General features: G+C 62.9%; 17 protein-coding genes. 11 read left to right on the top strand and 6 right to left on the bottom strand.

The genetic code is table 11. From position 1 onward, the window contains the following. The first annotated feature begins 52 nt into the window (after positions 1-52). Positions 53-2,242, top strand: coding sequence for an anthranilate synthase (locus ACSQ3L_RS11275; RefSeq protein ID WP_436160009.1), 2,190 nt, complete (start codon positions 53-55; stop codon positions 2,240-2,242). A gap of 5 nt (positions 2,243-2,247) precedes the next feature. Next, on the top strand, positions 2,248-3,195 hold the full coding sequence (locus tag ACSQ3L_RS11270; protein ID WP_436160008.1) for a cation diffusion facilitator family transporter: 948 nt from the start codon (positions 2,248-2,250) through the stop codon (positions 3,193-3,195). 152 nt (positions 3,196-3,347) lie between these two features. Here the strand turns inward: ACSQ3L_RS11270 and ACSQ3L_RS11265 are convergent, their stop codons facing one another. Together ACSQ3L_RS11265 and ACSQ3L_RS11260 are read right to left on the bottom strand one after the other, a co-directional pair. Next, positions 3,348-3,554, bottom strand: a complete 207-nt coding sequence (locus ACSQ3L_RS11265) for an antitoxin (RefSeq protein WP_436160007.1) — start codon at positions 3,552-3,554, stop codon at positions 3,348-3,350. Positions 3,555-3,579: 25 nt separating this feature from the next. After that, entirely contained in the window at positions 3,580-4,683 is a 1,104-nt protein-coding gene (locus tag ACSQ3L_RS11260; RefSeq protein ID WP_436160006.1) for a hypothetical protein, read from the bottom strand. Between the two features lie 102 nt (positions 4,684-4,785). Between ACSQ3L_RS11260 and ACSQ3L_RS11255 the strand changes: the two genes are divergently transcribed. The 6 genes from ACSQ3L_RS11255 to ACSQ3L_RS11230 all read left to right on the top strand — a co-directional run bounded on the left by ACSQ3L_RS11255 (position 4,786) and on the right by ACSQ3L_RS11230 (position 10,209). Then, a complete protein-coding gene (locus ACSQ3L_RS11255; protein ID WP_436160005.1) occupies positions 4,786-5,223 on the top strand; it encodes a DsrE family protein in 438 nt (145 codons plus the stop codon). 63 nt (positions 5,224-5,286) lie between these two features. Then, on the top strand, positions 5,287-6,066 hold the full coding sequence (locus ACSQ3L_RS11250) for an SDR family NAD(P)-dependent oxidoreductase (RefSeq protein WP_436160004.1): 780 nt from the start codon (positions 5,287-5,289) through the stop codon (positions 6,064-6,066). A gap of 63 nt (positions 6,067-6,129) precedes the next feature. Continuing rightward, complete coding sequence (locus ACSQ3L_RS11245; RefSeq protein WP_256753163.1) at positions 6,130-6,438, top strand: putative quinol monooxygenase; 309 nt, start codon at positions 6,130-6,132, stop codon at positions 6,436-6,438. Positions 6,439-6,483: 45 nt separating this feature from the next. After that, positions 6,484-6,756 carry a type II toxin-antitoxin system Phd/YefM family antitoxin gene (locus ACSQ3L_RS11240; RefSeq protein WP_436160003.1) on the top strand — a complete coding sequence of 91 codons (273 nt, stop codon included), beginning with the start codon at positions 6,484-6,486 and terminating at the stop codon, positions 6,754-6,756. A gap of 61 nt (positions 6,757-6,817) precedes the next feature. Further along, a complete protein-coding gene (locus ACSQ3L_RS11235) occupies positions 6,818-7,921 on the top strand; it encodes an AbrB family transcriptional regulator (protein ID WP_436160002.1) in 1,104 nt (367 codons plus the stop codon). 191 nt (positions 7,922-8,112) lie between these two features. Continuing rightward, the gene (locus ACSQ3L_RS11230; protein WP_436160001.1) at positions 8,113-10,209 is read left to right on the top strand and encodes a TonB-dependent siderophore receptor; all 2,097 of its coding nucleotides are present in this window, start codon (positions 8,113-8,115) and stop codon (positions 10,207-10,209) included. Between the two features lie 26 nt (positions 10,210-10,235). On the opposite strand, the gene ACSQ3L_RS11225 is transcribed toward ACSQ3L_RS11230, so the two are convergent. Together ACSQ3L_RS11225 and ACSQ3L_RS11220 are read right to left on the bottom strand one after the other, a co-directional pair. Continuing rightward, positions 10,236-11,315 carry a siderophore-interacting protein gene (locus ACSQ3L_RS11225; protein ID WP_436160000.1) on the bottom strand — a complete coding sequence of 360 codons (1,080 nt, stop codon included), beginning with the start codon at positions 11,313-11,315 and terminating at the stop codon, positions 10,236-10,238. A gap of 139 nt (positions 11,316-11,454) precedes the next feature. After that, entirely contained in the window at positions 11,455-12,339 is an 885-nt protein-coding gene (locus ACSQ3L_RS11220; protein WP_436159999.1) for a LysR family transcriptional regulator, read from the bottom strand. Positions 12,340-12,485: 146 nt separating this feature from the next. On the opposite strand from ACSQ3L_RS11220, the gene ACSQ3L_RS11215 reads away from it, so the two are divergent. After that, positions 12,486-14,012 carry an MFS transporter gene (locus ACSQ3L_RS11215; RefSeq protein WP_436159998.1) on the top strand — a complete coding sequence of 509 codons (1,527 nt, stop codon included), beginning with the start codon at positions 12,486-12,488 and terminating at the stop codon, positions 14,010-14,012. Positions 14,013-14,035: 23 nt separating this feature from the next. Here the strand turns inward: ACSQ3L_RS11215 and ACSQ3L_RS11210 are convergent, their stop codons facing one another. Together ACSQ3L_RS11210 and ACSQ3L_RS11205 are read right to left on the bottom strand one after the other, a co-directional pair. Next, entirely contained in the window at positions 14,036-14,812 is a 777-nt protein-coding gene (locus ACSQ3L_RS11210; RefSeq protein ID WP_436159997.1) for an esterase family protein, read from the bottom strand. A gap of 4 nt (positions 14,813-14,816) precedes the next feature. Next, positions 14,817-15,983 (bottom strand): ATP-grasp domain-containing protein, encoded by a 1,167-nt coding sequence (locus ACSQ3L_RS11205; protein ID WP_436159996.1) that lies wholly within the window; start codon positions 15,981-15,983, stop codon positions 14,817-14,819. 506 nt (positions 15,984-16,489) lie between these two features. On the opposite strand from ACSQ3L_RS11205, the gene leuA reads away from it, so the two are divergent. Then, positions 16,490-18,229, top strand: coding sequence for a 2-isopropylmalate synthase (gene leuA, locus ACSQ3L_RS11200; protein ID WP_436159995.1), 1,740 nt, complete (start codon positions 16,490-16,492; stop codon positions 18,227-18,229). 184 nt (positions 18,230-18,413) lie between these two features. Continuing rightward, positions 18,414-20,192 carry a tetratricopeptide repeat protein gene (locus tag ACSQ3L_RS11195; RefSeq protein WP_436159994.1) on the top strand — a complete coding sequence of 593 codons (1,779 nt, stop codon included), beginning with the start codon at positions 18,414-18,416 and terminating at the stop codon, positions 20,190-20,192. The last annotated feature ends 176 nt before the right edge of the window (positions 20,193-20,368 follow it).

The raw sequence follows: 20,368 nt of genomic DNA, 5'->3' as shown, positions 1-20,368 counted from the left end.
TTTTTCAAGCCATTCCCGGGTCCGTTGCCCCAAGAAGCTGATGGAGACGGCAATGACGATGAAGGTTCTGGAAAACGGGGCGGAGAGTTTCGTGACCGCGGGTGGCATCACCATCACCCGCGAGCGCCACGACCGGCCCTATGCGGGCGCGATCGACGCTTATGTCGACGGCTTGAATTCGCGCCGCGGCGCCGTGTTTTCCTCCAATTACGAGTATCCCGGCCGCTACACGCGCTGGGACACCGCCATCATCGACCCGCCGCTGGTCATCTCAGCACGTGGCCGCGCCATGCGCATCGAGGCGCTGAACGGCCGTGGCGAGGCGCTGTTGCCGGTCATCGGCAAGGCGCTGGGCGACTTGTCCGATGTCACCATCGCCGAGACGTCGAAGAAACTGATCCGCCTCGACGTCGCCAAGCCGGGCCGTGTCTTTACCGAGGAGGAGCGCAGCCGCGTTCCCTCGGTGTTTACCGTGCTGCGCGCCATCACCGCTCTGTTCAAGACCGAGGAAGACGCCAATCTCGGTCTCTATGGTGCCTTCGGCTACGACCTCGCCTTCCAGTTCGACCCTGTCGACTACAAGCTCGAGCGCAAGCCAAGCCAGCGCGATCTGGTGCTGTTCCTGCCCGACGAGATCCTGGTCGTCGACCACTATTCGGCCAAGGCCTGGACCGACCGCTACGACTATGCCGGTGATGGGTTTTCGACGGAGGGGCTGCCGCGCGACGAAACCGCCGAGCCGTTCAAGAGCCCCGACCGCATCCCGCCGCGCGGCGACCATGAACCTGGCGAATACGCCAATCTGGTGCGCAAGGCGATGGACAGTTTCAAGCGCGGCGACCTATTCGAGGTCGTGCCCGGCCAGATGTTCTACGAGCGCTGCGAGACGCAGCCGTCCGAGATTTCGCGCAAGCTGAAGGCCATCAACCCCTCGCCCTACTCCTTCTTCATCAATCTGGGCGAAGGCGAATATCTGATCGGCGCCTCTCCGGAAATGTTCGTGCGCGTCAACGGCCGTCGCGTCGAGACCTGCCCGATCTCGGGCACCATCAAGCGTGGCGACGACGCCATTTCGGATTCCGAGCAGATCCTGAAACTGCTCAACTCGAAGAAGGACGAATCCGAGTTGACCATGTGCTCGGACGTCGACCGCAACGACAAGTCGCGGGTCTGCGAGCCGGGTTCGGTGCGCGTCATCGGCCGCCGCCAGATCGAGATGTATTCGCGCCTGATCCACACCGTCGATCACATCGAAGGCCGGCTGCGCGAAGGCATGGATGCTTTCGATGCCTTCCTGTCCCACGCCTGGGCGGTCACCGTCACCGGCGCGCCGAAGCTGTGGGCCATGCGCTTCATCGAACAGAACGAGAAGAGCCCGCGTGCCTGGTATGGTGGCGCGATCGGCATGGTCAATTTCAACGGCGACATGAACACCGGCCTTACCCTGCGTACGATTCGCATCAAGGACGGCATTGCCGAAGTGCGCGCCGGCGCCACATTGCTGTTCGACAGCATTCCCGAGGAAGAAGAAGCTGAAACCGAACTGAAGGCATCCGCTATGCTCTCCGCCATCCGCGACGCCAAGACCGGCAATTCCGCCAGCACCGAGCGCACCACCGCGCGCGTCGGCGACGGCGTCAACATCCTGCTCGTCGATCACGAGGACAGTTTCGTCCACACGCTGGCCAATTATTTCCGCCAGACCGGCGCCAATGTCTCGACCGTGCGCTCACCGGTACCGGAGGAAGTCTTCGACCGGCTGAAGCCGGACCTCGTCGTGCTGTCGCCCGGACCGGGCACGCCCAAGGATTTCGACTGCGCTGCCACCATCAAGAAGGCGCGTGCCCGCGAGCTGCCGATCTTCGGCGTCTGCCTTGGCCTGCAGGCACTGGCGGAGGCCTATGGCGGCGAACTCAGGCAGCTACATATACCGATGCACGGTAAGCCGTCGCGCATCCGCGTCTCGAAGCCCGGCATCATCTTCTCCGGCCTGCCCAAGGAAGTCACCGTCGGCCGCTACCACTCGATCTTCGCCGATCCGGTGCGCCTGCCCGACGATTTCATCGTCACGGCCGAAACCGAGGACGGCGTCATCATGGCCTTCGAACACCGCAAGGAGCCGATCGCCGCGGTGCAGTTCCATCCGGAATCGATCATGACGCTCGGCCACAATGCCGGCATGCGCATCATCGAGAACATCGTCGCCCACCTGCCGCGCAAGGCCAAGGAAAAGGCCGCCTGACCGAAATGGCCGAAGCCGAGAACATGATGGCGATGGCTGCCAAGGCGGCCGCGAAGCGCAAGGTCGCCAACCTTGCCTTCTGGTCGATCGTTGTCGCCTTTGTCGTGCTCGCGCTGAAGGCCGTTGCCTGGTACGTCACCGGCTCCGTGGCGCTCTATTCGGACGCGCTGGAATCGATCGTCAACGTCATTGCCTCGGCCGCCGCCTTCTGGGCGATCCAGGTCAGCTACAAGCCGGCCGACCAGGATCACCCGTTCGGCCATCACAAGGCCGAGTACTTCTCGGCCGTGCTGGAAGGCGTGCTGATCGTGCTCGCCGCGCTTTTGATCCTCAACGAGGTCTGGCGCTCCTGGCAGACGCCGGCACCGCTCGAACAGCCCTGGGAAGGTCTTGCCGTCAACGGCGTCGCCACGGTTATCAACGCCTTCTGGGCCTGGACGCTGATCCGCGCCGGCAGGGCGGAGAAATCGCCGGCGCTGGTCGCCGACGGCAACCACATCATGACCGATGTGGTGACCTCGATCGGCGTCTTCGGCGGCCTGGTCGGAGCGATCCTGACCGGCTGGCAGATCCTCGATCCCGCACTTGCCGTCCTCGTGGCGCTGAACATCCTGTGGCAGGGTTGGCATGTCATCGGCTCGTCGATGGACGGGCTGATGGACCGCGCCGTCGACACCCAGGAGCACATGCGCATCCGCGACGTCATCTCGGCCAACTGCAAGGGCGCGCTGGAGGTTCACGACCTCAAGACCCGCATCGCCGGCCGCGCCACCTTCATCGAATTCCATCTGGTCGTCGACGCCGACATGTCGGTCGGCGCCAGCCATGTCATCTGCGACCGCATCGAGGACGCGCTGAAAGCCGAAATCCCCTCGGTGCGCGTCACCATTCATGTCGAGCCCGACGACGAGGCCAAGCTGCCGAAGGGGACGACGGCCGTGCCGTTTGCCTGAGGCGGTCTCCCGCCACGACCTTGGAAAATTAGCCGAAGCCTCTCGACTTCGTCATCCACGGGCAGAGCAGGAGCGAAGCTCCGTCGCGGAGACCCCGAGGATGACGAAGCAACAGGCGTACCGCGAAAACTTCTGCGCCGATGAGCCAGTCTCTATCGGCCTTCCAAAGCTGCCTCGACAAAATCGTCGTCAAGCGGCCCGGTCAAACTGTCCAGCCAGTCCCAATGCTGCGCAAGCGGCTCGATAACGACCGATCGGCCCTGACGCCGAATCGAAACTTCGCCCGTTTCGAAACGGTATTTCTTCGGCAAGCGTACCGCTTGCGATCGGCCTGACCAAAACACCTTCGCCTTGTCCATTCGCCCTCCTCCAAAGCCCAAACGTTCAAGGCGAACACGCCGATTGCGGCATTGGCTGCAGCCGATAGATCTTGTCATCGGATTTCGTCTTGCCGTCGGCGGCCTTTGAGCACAGGTCGACGATCGCCAGGCTGCTGTTGGGATTTGCCAGCATCATCGTGCCGTCGGCGCCGCGCTTGAGGAAAATCTCCTTCTGCGCGATGTCGCAGGAGAAGTCGCTCATCTTCGGACTGGCCGCGCAGCGCCACTGATCGGCCTCGCCCTGGCAGGAATAGGTCTGCGTCACCTCAGCCGATTTCTGCCGTGTGGTGACCGAGACGGCAATGTCGGCGCCATCAGGCCAATTGGCGGCGTCACCGCCCGAGGCGAAGGAAGCCAGCTCCACCGGTCCGCGGAAGACCCGGATCGACTGCGTCAGCTGGTCGGGGTGCGATCCGAGATGGGCTGCATCGTAGTCGCGCCCATAGCAGAAGGCCTGGTCCGGCTTCAGGCGCTCGCGTAACGGCGGGCCGAGTGCGGGGTCGATCGGATCGATGCGTGCGAATTCGGCCTTGCAGGTCGCGGCCGGCATCGGGTCGAGGCGGAAATTGTCGTCCTCCGAACCCAGCGCTTGCCTGTCATATTCCGCTGCACCCAGTTCCTCTTCCGAACCGGCATCGAGATAGATGTCGGGTTGCAGATCCGAGAGGAACAGCCCGCGCTTGTCATCGACCTTCAGCGACGCGAGCGTCCGGTCGCATTCCATGCCGCAATGGATCGGGCCTGTCTTGCCGTCCTCGGACTCACGATTGCACCAGCCGCCGGCCCATTCAGGCGCCTTGGCGCCGCGCACGGTGGTGGCGATGAAGGCATTGTAGGACGTGTCGGAATTCGCGGTCGGCTCCTCGTTCGGCCGGCTGACCGGATCATGGCCGTAGTAGAAGAAGATCCGCGCCACCTTCTGCTTCGGATGCGCCTTGAGGTGCGCCGCGTCATAGATGCGGCCGAAACAGGCGTCGGCGCCGTTGGGGCTAAGTTCGGTGAGCTTGAGCGCATCGTCGGCGAAGGCCGAGCCGGCAAGTACCCCAAGCATCGCAACGCCAAACCCCGCGCGCGCGATTGTCTTCCATTCCCCTACCCCGAACGCCATGTGACCCCTCCTCCGCATCGACCGGACGTAACGTCAATTTATGCTAGTATTGCGGCCGCAGCCACGCAATTCGCGGTGCGCCGCCAAGCCGAGGAGGATGCCATGCGCCGGCGCGATATGTTCCGCGCGGTTCTTGCCGGAACCGGAACGCTCCTTGGTTTGCGGGCAGTGCAGGCCGCGGCAACCGAGCCCGCCAGGCAAAAGGTCGCCTATCACTTGAGCGATGTCGACAAGGTCAATTTCGTGCTCGGCAACATCAAGAACCATTATGACGGCACCGGTGGCAATGTCGACATCGTGCTGGTCGTGCATGGTCCGGCGCTCGCCGCCTTCAAGTCGAAAAGCATATCGGCCGCGACTTCCGGGCGCTTCGCCGGCCTGGTGCGGCAGGGGCTGGAATCCCATGCCTGCGCCAACACCATGCAAGGCATGGATATTACGCTCGCCGACCTGCTCGCCGGTTTCCATGCCGCCGACAAGGGCGGCGTCGTCAAGCTCGCCGAACTGCAAGGCCAGGGCTACGCCTATCTGCGCCCCTGAGGCTTGAACACTGGGGCGGCAAGGGCCTACGAAGGACAGGCAGACGTCCCGGAGGAAGAACCCGTGCCAGCCACCACACTCAGCATACCCGATCTTGCCGGCAAGGCGGTTCTGGTCACTGGTGCGTCGACCGGTATCGGGGCAGCGCTCGCGCTGGCCTATGCAGCGCAGAAATGCAAGGTGGCGCTGCACTACAATTCGAGCCAAACCGCCGCCGAGAAGCTCGGCATGACGATCGTCGGCAAGGGCGGCGAAGTGTTTCTGGTCCAGGGCGATTTCTCCGTTGCCGCCGACGTCGAGCGCGTCGTCGAGGACAGCGCGCAATATTTCGGCCGCCTCGACGGGCTGGTCAACAATGCTGGCGGCATGCTTGGCCGCGTGCCCTATGCCGAGCAGACCGAGGCGCATTATGACGCGGTGATGGACCTCAACGCCCGTTCGGTGCTGACCGCCTCGCGCAAGGCGATCCCGTGGCTGAAGAAACAGGGCGGCTTCATCGTCAACACCTCCTCGATCGCCGCGCGCAATGGGGCGGGCGGCGGTGCCGGACTTTACGGCTCGGCCAAGGCCTTCGTCTCCAATGTGACGCGTGGCATGGCCAAGGAGCTGATCGGCTTCGGAATCCGCGTCAACGCGGTGGCGCCGGGCACCATTCTCACCCCGTTCCACGAGCGCTATTCGACCGACGAGCAGATGAAAGGCATGGTCGCCACCATTCCGCAGGGGCGTGCCGGCACGGCGCAGGACTGCGTCGGCGCCTATCTGTTCCTCTCTTCCGATCTCTTGAGCGGCTACATCACCGGCCAGGTGATCGAGGTGAATGGCGGCCAGTTGATGCCTTGAGCGGCTATCGGCATACTGGCGATCTGCATGCTCTTGTCGAGAACCTCAAAGGGAGACAACGGAATGTACGGACTGATCGGCAAGATGCGGGCGGCGCGCGGCCAGCGCGACGCGGTCATGGACCTCCTGCGCGCCAGCACCGGCGCCCTGCCGGGCTGCCTGAGCTACATCATCGCCCGCGACCCCGCGGATGCCGATGCGATCTGGGTCACCGAAGTGTGGACCGACGCCGAAAGCCACAAGGCCTCGCTGCAGCTTCCTGAAGTACAGGCGGCGATCGCCAAGGCGCGGCCGTTCATCGCCGGCTTTGAATTCCAGGTCGAGACCCACCCCGTCGGCGGCTTCGGGCTGGCTGACGGCAAGACGGGCTGACCCTGGCACGATGCCGACGCAGCGGCAGTTATTGAGGAGCAACCTTTGACGCAGACGGTAAACATTCGCGACGCGAAGGCCCATTTGTCGCGCCTCGTGGCACGTGCAGTCCAAGGCGAGTCGTTTGTTATTACCAAAGCCGGCAAGCCGTTGGCCAGAATCGTGCCGATCGAACAGCCGTCGCCGCAGGCGCGACGGGTAGGTTTTATGGGCGGCCAGTTTTCCGTCCCTGACGATTTCGACTGCATGGGTCGCAATGAGATCGCTGCGGTTCGACGCAGGCACATGAAACCTGTTACTCGACACCTGGACGCGTGAAACTATCATTTTCTGTGAGCCGCGTTCGCATTTTTCGCCCTCCCGCGTCTAAGACCTAAACATGGATTCCTCGGCCGAGCAGCCATCCCCGGACCTGCCCACCCTCGAGCGCATGGCGCGGATGCGCAAGCTCTGGCAATGGCTGGCCCTGCTGATCGTCTCCCTGCTGTTTGCCGGTGCGCTGGAACTCGCCGCCCTGCCGGCGGCACTGCTGATCGGACCGATGCTGGCGGCCATCCTCGCCGGCACCAATGGCGCCACGGTGCGCGTGCCGCGTCTTGCGTTCGGCGCCGCCCAGGCGATCGTCGGCTGCCTCGTCGCCGCGTCGATCTCGGCCGACATCTTTCCGGTCTTCTACCGGGAGTGGCCGCTTTTTCTCGGCGTCGTGGTGGCGACCGTCACCGCCTCCAGCCTGCTCGGCTGGCTGATCAGCCGCTGGCGCATCTTGCCCGGCACCACCGCCGTCTGGGGCTCGTCGCCGGGTGCGGCCACGGCCATGGTGCTGATGGCCGGTGCCTTCGGTGCCGACCAGCGCCTCGTCGCCTTCATGCAATATCTGCGCGTCATCTTCGTCTCGATGACGGCAGCGCTCGTTGCCAAGATGTGGGTCGGCACGTCAGGCGTCGAAATCCCCGCCATCATCTGGTTTCCGCCGATCGACCGCCAGGCCTTCGCCGCCACCATCGGCATCGCGCTGGTCGGCGGCTTGGCTGGAAAGCTGCTGAGGCTGCCCTCGCCCTTCTTCCTCGGCACCTTCATCCTCGGTACCGTCGTCCATCTCGGCTTTGGCGTGGAGATGCAATTGCCGCAATGGCTGCTGGCCGTCAGCTACGCAATGGTCGGCTGGTCGATCGGCCTGAACTTCACAAGGGCGATCCTGCGCCATGCGACACGCGCCATGCCGCAGATCATCGCCTCGATCGTGACGCTGATCGCCTTTTGCGGCGGCCTTGCCTTCATGATCAGCCATCTCTTGGGCATCGATCCGCTGACCGCCTATCTGGCGACCAGCCCCGGCGGCATGGACAGCATCGCCATCATTGCCGCCGCTTCGCAGAACATCGACATCTCCTTCGTCATGGCGCTGCAATCGGCACGCTTCCTGATCGTGCTGCTGGTCGGCCCAAGCGTGGCGCGGCTGGTGGCGAGAAGCGTCAGGCAATAGGCAAGGCGGCAGCCCGCGCCGACCTCACGATTTTGGTTGGCCGGATCTCGCCCAGCGTGTCCGCTATGCGACAGCAGCCGGCAGTCCGTGCATGGGTCGCAGAAAATACTTGACTAACACACTCATATTTGAGAGCGCGGGGGCGCAATCAGACATGAGACAGTGGAGACGAGTTGATGCGGACGTGGCCGATGACATGGCGCCTGGGGATATCATTGCTGGGCGGCGCGGCGATGCTTGGCCAACCCGGCGCGGCATTTGGCCAGGACAGCGACACCGGTACCGTCCTTGGCACGATCGAGGTCACCGCGCAGAGCAACGAAATCCTCAAGCAGGATGGCTATGTCGCCAAGAAGGACCGCATCGGCACCAAGACCGACACGCCGCTTGCCAAAATTCCGCAGGCCATTTCGGTGGTGACGCAGAAGCAGATCGAAGACCAGAAGCCGCGCACGCTGAACGAAACGCTCGGCTATACGGCCAGCGCCAATCCCAACAGTTTCGGCTTCGACACCCGCTACGACGCGTTCTTCCTGCGCGGCTTCCAGGCCTTCTACAACGGCATGTTCCGCGACGGGCTGCGCCAGTACAACGGACCCTCAGCCTGGTTCAAGACCGAGCCTTACGGCATTGAGGGCGTCACCATCCTAAAAGGCCCGGCATCGTCGCTTTACGGCGTCAGCGGTCCGGGTGGCATCGTCAACGTCGTCACCAAACGCCCTAAGGACGAGCCGTTCCGCGAGATCGAACTGCTCGCCGGAGAGCATAACCGGTTTCAGGCAGCCCTCGACGCTTCGGGACCTGTGAACGAGGACGGCAGCATCCTCTATCGCTTCACCAGTCTCGGCCGCAAAAGCGATACCGAATTGTCCGGCTATCCCGACGACAAGGTCTATCTGGCGCCGGCTTTCACCTTCAAGCCGGATGAGGATACGAAGCTGACAATCCTCGGCGAATATTCGAAATCCGTCACCGGCGGCACAGCGGCCTTCTACAATTCGAGCTATGGCGTGCTGTCCAACCTCTATGAGGGTGACCCGGCCTGGAATGATTTCGACCAGAGCCAGGGCCGCATCGGCTACGAATTCGAGCACCGTTTCAACGATGTGCTGACGGTGCGCCAGAACCTGCGCTACAACGCCGTCGACAGCGACATCGAATACAGCGGCCACTACACGATCGGTGCCGATCAGCCGCTGCAGCGCTACTGGGGCCACTATACCGAAACCATGAAGAACTTCGTCGTCGACAACATGGCGCAGTTCGAGTTCGATACGGGCCAGGTCAAGCACACCGCCATCGGCGGCATCGACTACGCCTGGTCGGACTATGATGCCGGCAGCGGTTTGTCTTATGTCTCGGTCGACGACATCAAGGCGATGCCGGTTCCCCACTCTGGCGGGCAGGAGATGAACCAGCTCGGCGTCTACCTGCATGATCAGATGGAGTGGAACGACTTCACCCTGTTCACCAGCGGTCGCTATGATTGGGTCGACACCACCTCCACCGCCGCCGACTACAGCACGTCCAAGCAGAAGGACAGCGCCTTCTCCGGCCGTCTCGGCCTGTCCTACCAAACCGAATGGGGCATTACGCCCTATGTCAATTATTCGACCTCGTTCTCGCCCAACATCGGCCTTGTCCATGACGACGTCACCAGCACTGTCGGTCGCGTCGCCCGCCCGACCATCGCCACGCAGAAAGAGATCGGCGTCAAATACGAGATCCCGGATCACAATGCGACCATCAGCGCCGCGCTGTTCGACATCGACCAGAAGGATGGCGTCGTCTTCGATGCCTCGACCGGCATCAACAAGCAGCGCCAGCTCGACCTGAATTCGCGCGGTGTCGAACTGGAAGCCAATGCCTCGCTCGACAATGGCTTCAGCTTCATCGCTTCTTATACCTATCTGCGCGTCAGGATCGAGCGTGGCGCCGAAGGAACCGATGGCAAGGAGCTATCCGCGACGCCGAACCACATCCTGTCACTGTGGGGCCACTATCAATTCGAGAACGGCACGCTGGAGGGGCTCGGGCTGGGCACGGGCGTCCGCGTTGCCGGCTCGAGCTATGGCGACGATACCAACAGATTCAAGAACAGCGCCCGCGCCTTCGTCGACGCCTCGCTCTCCTATGATTTCGGCTACCGCAATCCGAAGCTCGAAGGCGTGAAGCTGCAGGTCAACGCCAAGAACCTGTTCGACAACCGGAAGACCATCTGTTCCGCCGGCTATTGCTACCGCGACGAGGGCCGCTCACTGTTCGCCAGCCTGCGCTACCGCTTCTGAGGCAGTGATTTCGGGAGGGCGGCGGACTATTCCTCGCCGCTCTCGTCCTCGCGTTGCGCGTCCCGGCGCCAGTAGGCCGCGACCAGGTGCCGTTCGCGCGGCAGGCCCCACTGCTTGCGCACGAGCTTGCGGATCTCCCGGAAATCGCCGAATTCGCAACCGGCCCAGACATACAGGCCGTCGGCATGCGCCATGTGATTGCGCTCGCGCAAGGCGGCCGACAACAGGCCTGCGGTGCCGGCCTCGCGACCGCTCCGGTAAAGCCAGATGATGTCGATATTGTCCCCTTGCGCCAGCGCCATCCGGTCATCCGGACCGTCGACCTCGATCAGCGCCTCGGCACGGCTTGACGGCGGCAGATGCTCCAAAATCCTGCCAATGGCCGGCAGCGCGGTGTCGTCGCCGAGCAGAAGCAAGGTCTGCGCCACCGGGGCGTCGCCGCCACCGGGTCCGATCATACCGATGACGTCTCCCGCTTGTGCGTTTTGCGCGAAGCTGGCGGCGGGCGTCTCCTGGCCGGGATGCAGCATGAAATCGACATCGAGCCAGCCGCTTGCGGCGTCCACCGTCCGGATCGTGTAGACCCGCACGGCAAGCGCATCGTCGCCCGAAGGCCAGACAAGCAGGCCGTCAGCGCCCATCGACGGCCAGACCGGCCGGCGGCCAGGTGGCGGCAGCAGCAGCCGCATATGCAGGCCGCCATGCGTAAACCGGCCGAGATCCTCGCCGGCGAAGCGCAGGCGCTGCATATGCGGCGAGATCCGCGTCGACGACATCACCGTGATCTCGCGGAAGAAGACCGGCGTACCGGCATCAACGCCGTCGCCCTGCCAATGGATACCCCGGGTCGTACCGAGATGTTCGGCGACATGGCCGGCGACCGTCATCTTCATATAGGACAGGCAGGTTTCGTCGGTCGCCGAGACGCGGATCAGCACGCTTTCGTCATCGAGCGTAGCGCTCAACGAGCCGTAATGGAGGCGAAGTTCCCATTGGTCGGCGACGCCGGTGTCGATCGCGAATTCGCTGTGCTCAGCGCGCAGCCGATCCATCACCGATCGGATCGCCGCGTCGCTGATCCGGGTTTGCGCGCTCAGTTGATCCATCGCTCAACTCCTTCGAAATGGTTTGGGGCAAGCGCCGCGCGGCACCATCGCCGCAACCGCCATGCCACAGCCGCTCCGCTGTTTCCACAGAAACATGATTATAATAATCATATTTTCTCTGACGATACTTGCGAGCCGCCTACCGCGCCGCAAGGCGTTCGGGAAGGAAGTCGACGAAGACGCGCACCTTCGGCGACAAATGGCGATTGGAGGGCCACAGCATCCGGAACTGGCCACGGCCGTCGACATGATCGTCGAGGACGATGCGCAGCTTGCCTTCGTGCAGCGCCTCGCGCACCAGGAAATCCGGCATGCAGGCGATACCGAGCCCGGCGAGCGTGGCGCCCTTCAAGGCTTCCATGTTGTTGCAGGTCAGCATCGAGCGTATCTGCGGTTCAGCGCTTCCGGTAATGAACGGCCACTCCAGCAGCCTGCCGCTGTTGAGGAAGCGGAAGTTTATGCCGAAATGCCTGATGAGATCCGCCGGCTCGCCGGGTGTGCCATGGCGGTCGAGGTAGGTCGGCGCCGCGCACAGCAACATGCGAAAGGGCGCAACGGGCCTGGACACCAGGCGTGAATCGGGCAGCTCGCCGCTGCGGATCGCCACGTCGATACCTTCGTCGATCACGTCGACGATGCGATCGTTGAAGTCGATGTCGAGCTCTATCTCGGGATAGCGTTCCATGAACTCCGACAGCACCGGCAACAACAGATGATAGGTGACGATCGGAGTGGATATGCGCAGCCGGCCGTGCGGGGTTTCGCGTGTCCGCGACAGCATCGCCTCGGCATCATCGATGTCGTCGAGTATGCGCCGCACCCGTTCGTTGAATAGTCGGCCCTCCTCGGTCAGGCCGATCCGCCGCGTGCTGCGCTGCAGGAGCCGCACGCCGAGCTCCTCTTCGAGCCTCGCCACGCTTTTGCCGACGGCGGAAGCCGAGATGCCAAGCGCCCGGCCGGCAGCGACGAAACTGCCAAATTCGGCCGTGCGGGCGAAGGCCATGAGGCCGCTGAGACGATCCATCGCATCATTCCATTCGAGCGCTTTGATCCGCTATGTCAGGAGATTTAATACTATTTCGCCGGAAGTGTCGCCGTCCTATCTTGTGGTTACAACCCCGCTGCGACCACGCTGCATGCCAGCGGGTCCTGCTTCAGATAGGAAAATCCATGACCTTGAAGATCACAACCGGCTCGGCCGAGAGATGGTTCGTGCTCCTGGCGGTATGCCTTGCCGCTATGACCATGCCCTTGACCTTCACCGGCCCGGCCGTCGCTCTATCGCGCATCGCGGCCGACCTCGGCGGCAGCCCCCTTGCGCTCAACTGGGTGACCAATGCCTTCATGCTGACCTTCGGCGCCACCTTGATGGCATCGGGTGCATTGGCCGACAACCATGGCCGTAAGCGCCTCTTTCTCGTCGGCCTCTCCGTCTACGTCCTGGCATCGCTGGGCGCGATGCTGGCGCCCAACATCATCTGGTTCGACGCTTTCCGGGCCGTGCAGGGGATCGGCAGCGCGGCCGCCTTTGCCGGCGGTGCCTCGGCACTTGCCCAGGAATTCGAAGGACCGCTGCGGCTGCGCGCCTTCAGCTTCCTCGGCACCAGTTTCGGCATCGGCCTCGCCTTCGGTCCGATCGCATCCGGCCTGCTCATCTCTGCATTCGGCTGGCGGTCGATCTTTATCTTGGTCGCGGTGCTGGCGATCGCCGCTGCAGCCCTCGGCCTGCGCACCATCAGCGAATCGCGAGACCCGGATGCGACGGGCCTCGACTGGGCGGGAGCCGGCACCTTCACGATCGCGCTGGCGTCGCTAACCTATGGTGTGCTCCAGGCGCCGCAGAGCGGTTGGGCCGATCCCCTCGTCGTCACGCTTCTGGCCGTAGCTGCCATCTGTTTTGTCGCCTTCGTCATTGTCGAGCGGCGAGTACAACGGCCGATGCTTGACCTCACGCTGTTCGCCTATCCCCGCTTCGTCGGCGTCCAGTTTCTGGCGGCGGCACCCGCTTATGCGTTCGTCGTCCTGCTCGTGCTGTTGCCGATCCGCTTCATCGGCATTGAGGGGATGGGCGAGATCAAGGCCGGACAATTGATGATCTGCCTCTCGGGTCCGCTGCTGATCCTGCCGATGCTCGCCGGCCAGCTGGCACGCTGGATCGCGCCGGCCACGATCTGCGGCGTCGGCCTGCTCGTCGCTGCCGCCGGGCTTGTCTGGCTGAGCCTGACACCACCGGTCGATAGCGCGCTGGTGGCGCCGCTGATGCTGATCGGCGCCGGCATTGCTCTACCCTGGGGATTGATGGATGGGCTTGCCGTCAGCGTCGTGCCGCGGGAGCGCGCCGGCATGGCGGTCGGCATCTTCAACACCACCCGCGTCGCCTGCGAGGGCGTAGCGCTGGCGATCGTCATGGCGACACTATCGGGCTTCACCGCCACGCAGCTCGGCGCACAGGGAATGACGTCTTCAACGGCCGCAGCGCAGCTGCTGGTGACCGGCAATCTCGGTGAAACGGCGCAACACCTGCCGCAAGCCGGAGCCGCTGTTCTTGTCCTGGCCTACGAGACGGCGTTCGACAGGCTGCTGATCGTGCTGGCGGCAATCACCGTCATGACCGCCATCGTCGTTTTCCTTGGCCTGCGTCGGGGAGCGGCTTCGGAACGCGAAACTGTCGCCCTGCCGGCTTGCCAGGAAGGGTAGCTGTCAGCGGACGAGCCCCGCTATCAATCCAGCCTATGCATCAGGTCCTCATCCAGCCAGCGGCCGAAGAAATAGACCAGTTGCTTGTGCCACCACGGCCAGTCATGGCTGACGTCGCCGCCCCAGTAATCGACCCAGGCGGGAATGGACTTGTCGCGCAGGATCTGTTCCAGTTCTCGCGTCTCGGCCAGCATGCGCTCTTCCCAGGCACCCTGCCCGCAGCAGAAGATCAGCCGAAGCGCCTTCAGCCGTGCCAGCAGTTTCGGATCGACGATGCCGGGCAGATAGTCGAGCGGCGAGTTGTAGAAAATGTCGCCCTCAAGCGTCTTGCCGAAGAAGTCGCGAGCCGAATAGACGCCCGACAGCGCGATGACGCCGCTGGCAAGTTCGGGAAAGCGGAAGACGAAGTTCGACGAATGGTAGCCGCCCATCGAACAGCCCGAGAACAGCGGCTTCAGCTTGCGCCCGCCATTGGCCTGCTCGGCTGTGGACAGGAACTCCGGCAGCGCCTCCTCGCGCACATAGCGGAAATAAGCCTCGTGACGGGCGATACGGCGGTCGGCGTCGGCATGCTTGTCGAAGAAGGATTCGGAATCGACGCCGTCGACCGTGAACAGCTGGATGCGGCCGGTGTCGATGAATTCGGCCAGCGCCCCTACCCCGCCGGAATCCTCGAACTGGTAGAACCGCCCCTGCGAGGTCGGGAACACCACCACCGGCCGGCCGGCATGGCCGTAGCGCTTGTATTCCATGTCGCGGCCGAGCTGGCTCGATAAATTCTTGTGATAGGAAATGTCCATCGGCTCACGCCTTTTCCGCGTGGATATAGGCGACCGCCTCGCGCAGCGCTGCTTCGTCTTTCGAGCGCATCTGATAGGCGTAATTTCCCATGGCGCGGCTGAAAACCTCTTCGATGGCCTGATGATGGACGATCTTGTCGCCATGCGCGGCTAGCACGTCCTCATGGCTGTGCACATAGCTGAGGCGCCGCTTGCGGCTGGCATAGGCGGTGAAATACTTGCCTTCATAGGGTCCGCCGGCGGCATCCCTGACCACCATGTCGGCCCATGCCGCATAGACGTCGATGTCGAACGTGTAGTTGATCGCATCGGTCATCCAGGCGCCGGGCGGGCGCATGTTGACCTCCAGCGCGATGACCCGGTCGTCCTTGGTCTCGAACAATTCGATGTGGAAGAAGCGCTCGCGCACGTCGAACGCTTTCAGAATCTTGCGGCCGGCCTCCTCGACCGCAGGGCTGATCCTGGGAAAGCAGGTGTAGCTCATGTGGCGGTCCTTGTTGACCACCTCCATGACGCTCTGGTCGTAGCGGTGGCTGGCCGCCAGCACCACCTCGCCGTCGCGGTTGACCAGCCCATCATAGGTCACCACCAGCCCTTCGATGAACTGTTCCATGACGAAGGTCACGTCCTCGGGCTTGTCCCTGAAGAACTGGTCGAGTTCTTTGGCGTTGGAGATCTTGAAGGTGTTCGAGGCCCCGGAACCGCTGTCGGGCTTGACCACCACGGGATAGCCGACGCGGCGGATGAAGGTCATGGCCCCAGTGCGGTCGGAGCATTTGCGCTGTGCGATGGTGTCGACGCCACTCTTGCGGAAAAAGGCGCGCATGCGGCTCTTGCGCTTCAGGTTCTTCACGAAATCGAGCTTGGTGCCGTAGATGTTGAAGTCGGTGCGGATGTTGGCTTCCAGCTCCAGCCAGTGTTCGTTGAGCGATTCAAAACGGTCGATACGGCCCCATTTGTGGATGAAATGCCCCATCGCCCGGAACACCGGATCGTAGTCCTCCATGTCGGCGACGCGGTAATATTCCGAAAGGGCTGCTTTCAGCTTGGCGTCGAGGGCGTCATAGGGTGCGTCGCCGATACCGAGCACCCTGGCCCCGGCCTTCTTCAAACGGTCGCAGAAATCCGCGCCATTGGCGGGAAAATGCGGCGAGAAGAACACGAAATTCATGGACGACCCCTCCCGGCGACAGGACATCGCAACCGTCGACGCCCAAGTCTGGCGCATTTGCCGCGCCTGGGGAAGAGCACGCACGTTCAGGATGCTGTCCGTCTTACATCAGCCTCCATTGGCTGGCGACAAAGCCGGACAACTCATCTGCTACCCAATCCGGACAACTCGTGTGCTTACGACACAACCTGCGGCCCCACTGTCGGTAGCCCCACTTGCCTCTCACAAGCCGCTCCTGTATGAGAACCGCCATGAACACGCGCGCCACCAACGCTTCCCGTCCGACCGGTTTTTCCGGCGAGACCGTGCGCGCGCTCGCCTCGACCCTGCTTCTTCTCGGCCTTAGCGGCGATCGCCGGGTTCGCTGAAGGAGCGCCCGGCGGTCGAACCGCCGCGCAAGCGCATGCTCCTTGGCAATCATATCAAGCGAACGAAATTCTGGTAAAGGCGCCGCTCGCCATCAATCCACCTGAAGGTGGATCCATGAGCCGCCGGGAGAAACGACGATGAACGCACGCGAAGAGATCCGCTCCGATGCCGCGGTAGCCGGCACGGATTCGGCTAGAGGGATGCCCGACGCAGCCCGCAAATATCACCCCTATCCCACCGTCGGTCTCACCGACCGCACCTGGCCGTCGAAGGTCATCGACAAGGCGCCGATCTGGTGCTCGGTCGACCTGCGCGACGGCAACCAGGCGCTGATCGACCCGATGGGCCACGAGCGCAAGGCACGCATGTTCGGCCTGCTGCTCGACATGGGCTTCAAGGAGATCGAAATCGGCTTCCCGTCGGCCTCGCAGACCGACTTCGACTTCGCCCGCTGGTGCATCGAGGAAGGCAACGTCCCCGCCGATGTCTCGCTGCAGGTGTTGGTGCAGTGTCGGCCGGAGCTGATCACCCGCACCTTCGAGGCGCTCAAGGGCGCCACCAATCCGATCGTGCATTTCTACAATTCGACCAGCGAATTGCAGCGCCGCGTCGTCTTCGAAAAGGACGTCGGCGGCATCAAGCGCATCGCCACCGACGCCGCCAAGATGATCACCGACATGGCGGCCAAGGCCGGCGGCGGCTTTCGCTTCGAATATTCGCCGGAGAGCTTTACCGGCACCGAGCTCGAAGTGGCGCTGGAGATCTGCAACGCCGTCACCGAGATCGTCAGGCCGACGGTGGACAACAAGCTGATCGTCAACCTGCCGTCGACGGTCGAGATGTCGACGCCCAACATCTATGCCGACCGCATCGAGTGGATGTGCCGCAACCTCGACAACAGGGAGAACCTGCTGGTCTCGCTGCATCCACACAATGACCGCGGCACCGGCATCGCCACCACCGAACTCGGCCTGATGGCCGGCGCCGATCGCGTCGAGGGCACGCTGTTCGGCAATGGCGAGCGCACCGGCAATGTCGACATCGTCACGCTGGCGCTCAACATGTACACGCAAGGTGTCGATCCCTTGATCGACTGCTCCGACATCAACCGGATGAAGGACGTCTATGAATATTCGAACCAGTTGAAGATCCCCGAGCGCCACCCCTATGTCGGCGAACTCGTCTACACCGCCTTTTCCGGCTCGCACCAGGATGCCATCAACAAGGGCATGAAGGCGCTGAAGAAGGCCAACACCAGTCTGTGGGAAGTGCCCTATCTGCCGATCGATCCGGCTGATGTCGGCCGCAGCTACGAAGCCATCATCCGCATCAACTCGCAGTCCGGCAAGGGTGGCATCGCCTATGTGCTGCAGGCCGATTACGGCCTCAACCTGCCGCGCAATCTGCAGATCGAATTCAGCCAGGAAATCCAGGCGATCACCGATGCCGAGGGCAAGGAAGTGCCGGTCAGGCGCATCTACGAGCGCTTTCTCGAGACCTATGTCGATCAACCTACCGCGCGTCTGAAATTCCTCGATCACCACACCTATCCCAGCACCGAGATCAAGGGCCGGCGCATTGTCGAGGCGGTCATTCTCGACAACGACAGGGAAGTGACGATTACAGGCACGGGCACCGGTCCGATCGACGGCTTCGTCGATGCGCTGTCGCGCCATGTCGGCATCGAGATGTCGGTGCTCGACTATTCCGAGCACTCCTTGCAGCGCGGCTCGAACGCGTCGGCCATTTCCTATGTCGAGATGGAGTATCCCGGCGGCAAGCTGTTCGGCGCCGGCATCAACACCAACATCGTCGCCGCCTCGCTGGAAGCGGTGATGTCTGCCGCCAACCGCATCGTTGGCAAAAAAGCCGGCTGACGCGCGACCAGAACAAGGATCGGGACCGTCCCAATCTGGTGATCGGTTCCGATCGTTCGGGCCATTAACCACCGCGGAATTATCCGGTGGGGTACGCGATCGCATAATGGGTGTATACTTGTGTGGCGGTGCGGGACCTATATGATCGCGCCTCAACCTGTGCCGACTTCGAGAGGATCGACACTTGCAGCATGCCACGCCTGCCGCCCCCGCAGTGCGCGAGACACTGGAGCGACTGCTTGCCAGCCAAACGTTCGGGCGATCCGAGCGCGCGCGCAAGTTGCTGCGTTATCTTGTAGAACGCGAACAAGCCGGCGAAGCCGACAGGCTCAAGGGCTTCTCCATCGCCATGGATGTTTTCGGCAAGGACGGCGATTTCGATCCGTCCACCGATGCTGTCGTGCGGGTGCAGGCAGGCAGGCTGCGCGAGCTTCTGCAGCACTATTTTGCCAATGAGGGCATCGCCGAGCCGTTCCGCATCGCCATTCCGCGCGGCGGTTATGTTCCTGCCTATGAATTGAACGCGATCCGCCTGCCGGATGTTGCCGAGCCTGTTCCTGAACTCAGGCTGGACGGAGGCGCATCCGCCGATCAGTCCAGCGACGCCGGCACTGGTATGCTGGATGCCGTGTCGTCGCTGGCTTCCGTGCCGCCGTTGCCTGCCCCCTCTGTGGCGCGCCATCTCCGTTTTTTCTGGATGGCGATCGCCCTGGTCATCGCCATGCTGGGCGTGCTCATCCTTCGTCAGGGCGGCAGTGTCTTGCTGGCAGGTGGCGACATGTCGGCAACGATCGAGACCGCCAGCGCAACCGGAAGCATCGCCTCATCGGCAAGGGCTGACACCCTGCCGCAAGTCTATATCGGCCTCAAGGCTGAAGGCACCGACGCCGGCCGTGTCGCCGCATCGCTGCGCGCCGGCCTGAGCGGCTTCGATACGATCGACTTCATCGGCCGCGACACCGTCGCCGATCCGGCCGACGATGCCACGAGCTTCATATTCGACATCCTGCCTGGACCGGATGCGGGCGATATCACCATCGAACTGCAAAGCATGGCGTCCGGACGGGTGCTTCTTTCACGCAATCTGACCCCTGCCAACAGCGCACCTGCCGCGGTCGAGGACCGTATCGCCGACATGCTAAGCTCGGCACTTCCCGCCTCCGGCACGATCTACAATTATATCGAGCAGACCGGAGCGCCAAACGGCCTGACGCAATGCCTGCTGCTCAACGACAAATATTATCTCGACCAGAACGCCAGGACCCACGAGGCTGCCTATCGCTGTCTCGAGAAACTGGCCGATGGCGGAACGAAATCCTCGCTCGTCTATTCGGAACTTGCCTCGCTGCATCTCGAGGCAGTCTCCGATCACTACGCCTATCCGCCCGGTGCGACGATTGAAAAGGCAATGGAGTTTGCCCATCGTGGCGTACAGATGGGGCCAACCAGCCCCTATGCGCATCGCTCCTACGGCTACGTCAGTTCGCGCCTCGGCAACGCCGACGAAGCGATCCGCTGGATGCGCAAGGCCTACGAACTCAATCCTTATGATCTCGGCATGGCTGCCACCTACGGCTATGGGCTGATCTTCGCCGGCCGCTACGCGGAGGGAACGCCGATCCTTGCCCATGCCGCTGAGACCTTCAGCGGACACTCGACATGGTGGGATTACGGGCTGTTCGTCGGCGAGTTCATGCAGGGCGACATGAACAAGGCCATCGCAGCCAGCACGGCACTGAGGACGACGGCAACGAAATCGCATTATCTAGCGGCGCGGCTGATCGGCGCCAAGGCTGCCGGACAGGACCATCTGGTGAGCACGCTGCTGAACCAACTGACCACCGAGTTCCCCAAATTTGCCGCCGATCCGCGCGCGACCTTCGTCGAGCGGAAATATCCGGCCGACCTGACCGAGCGGCTGGTCCAGGCGCTGCGCGCTGCCGGGCTCGGCAACGCCAGCTGACGCCAATCGAAATTCGCGGATTAATGCATGTCGCCAAGGTGGCATCATGCGCCGCGTCCCAATGGATTTCCTATGCTCCAATCGCCAATGCCTGCTGGTCGCCAAGTTCTGTACACAACCGTACAAATCGCGAAAATTTTACTAGCCATCGCTATGAACTAGGAGCAATTCAGCCA

Source organism: Mesorhizobium sp. LjRoot246 (assembly GCF_964254115.1).
Classification (GTDB): Bacteria; Pseudomonadota; Alphaproteobacteria; order Rhizobiales; family Rhizobiaceae; genus Mesorhizobium.
The sequence above is the reverse complement of the archived record's forward strand: the minus strand, read 5'-3'. Positions and strand labels throughout refer to the sequence as shown.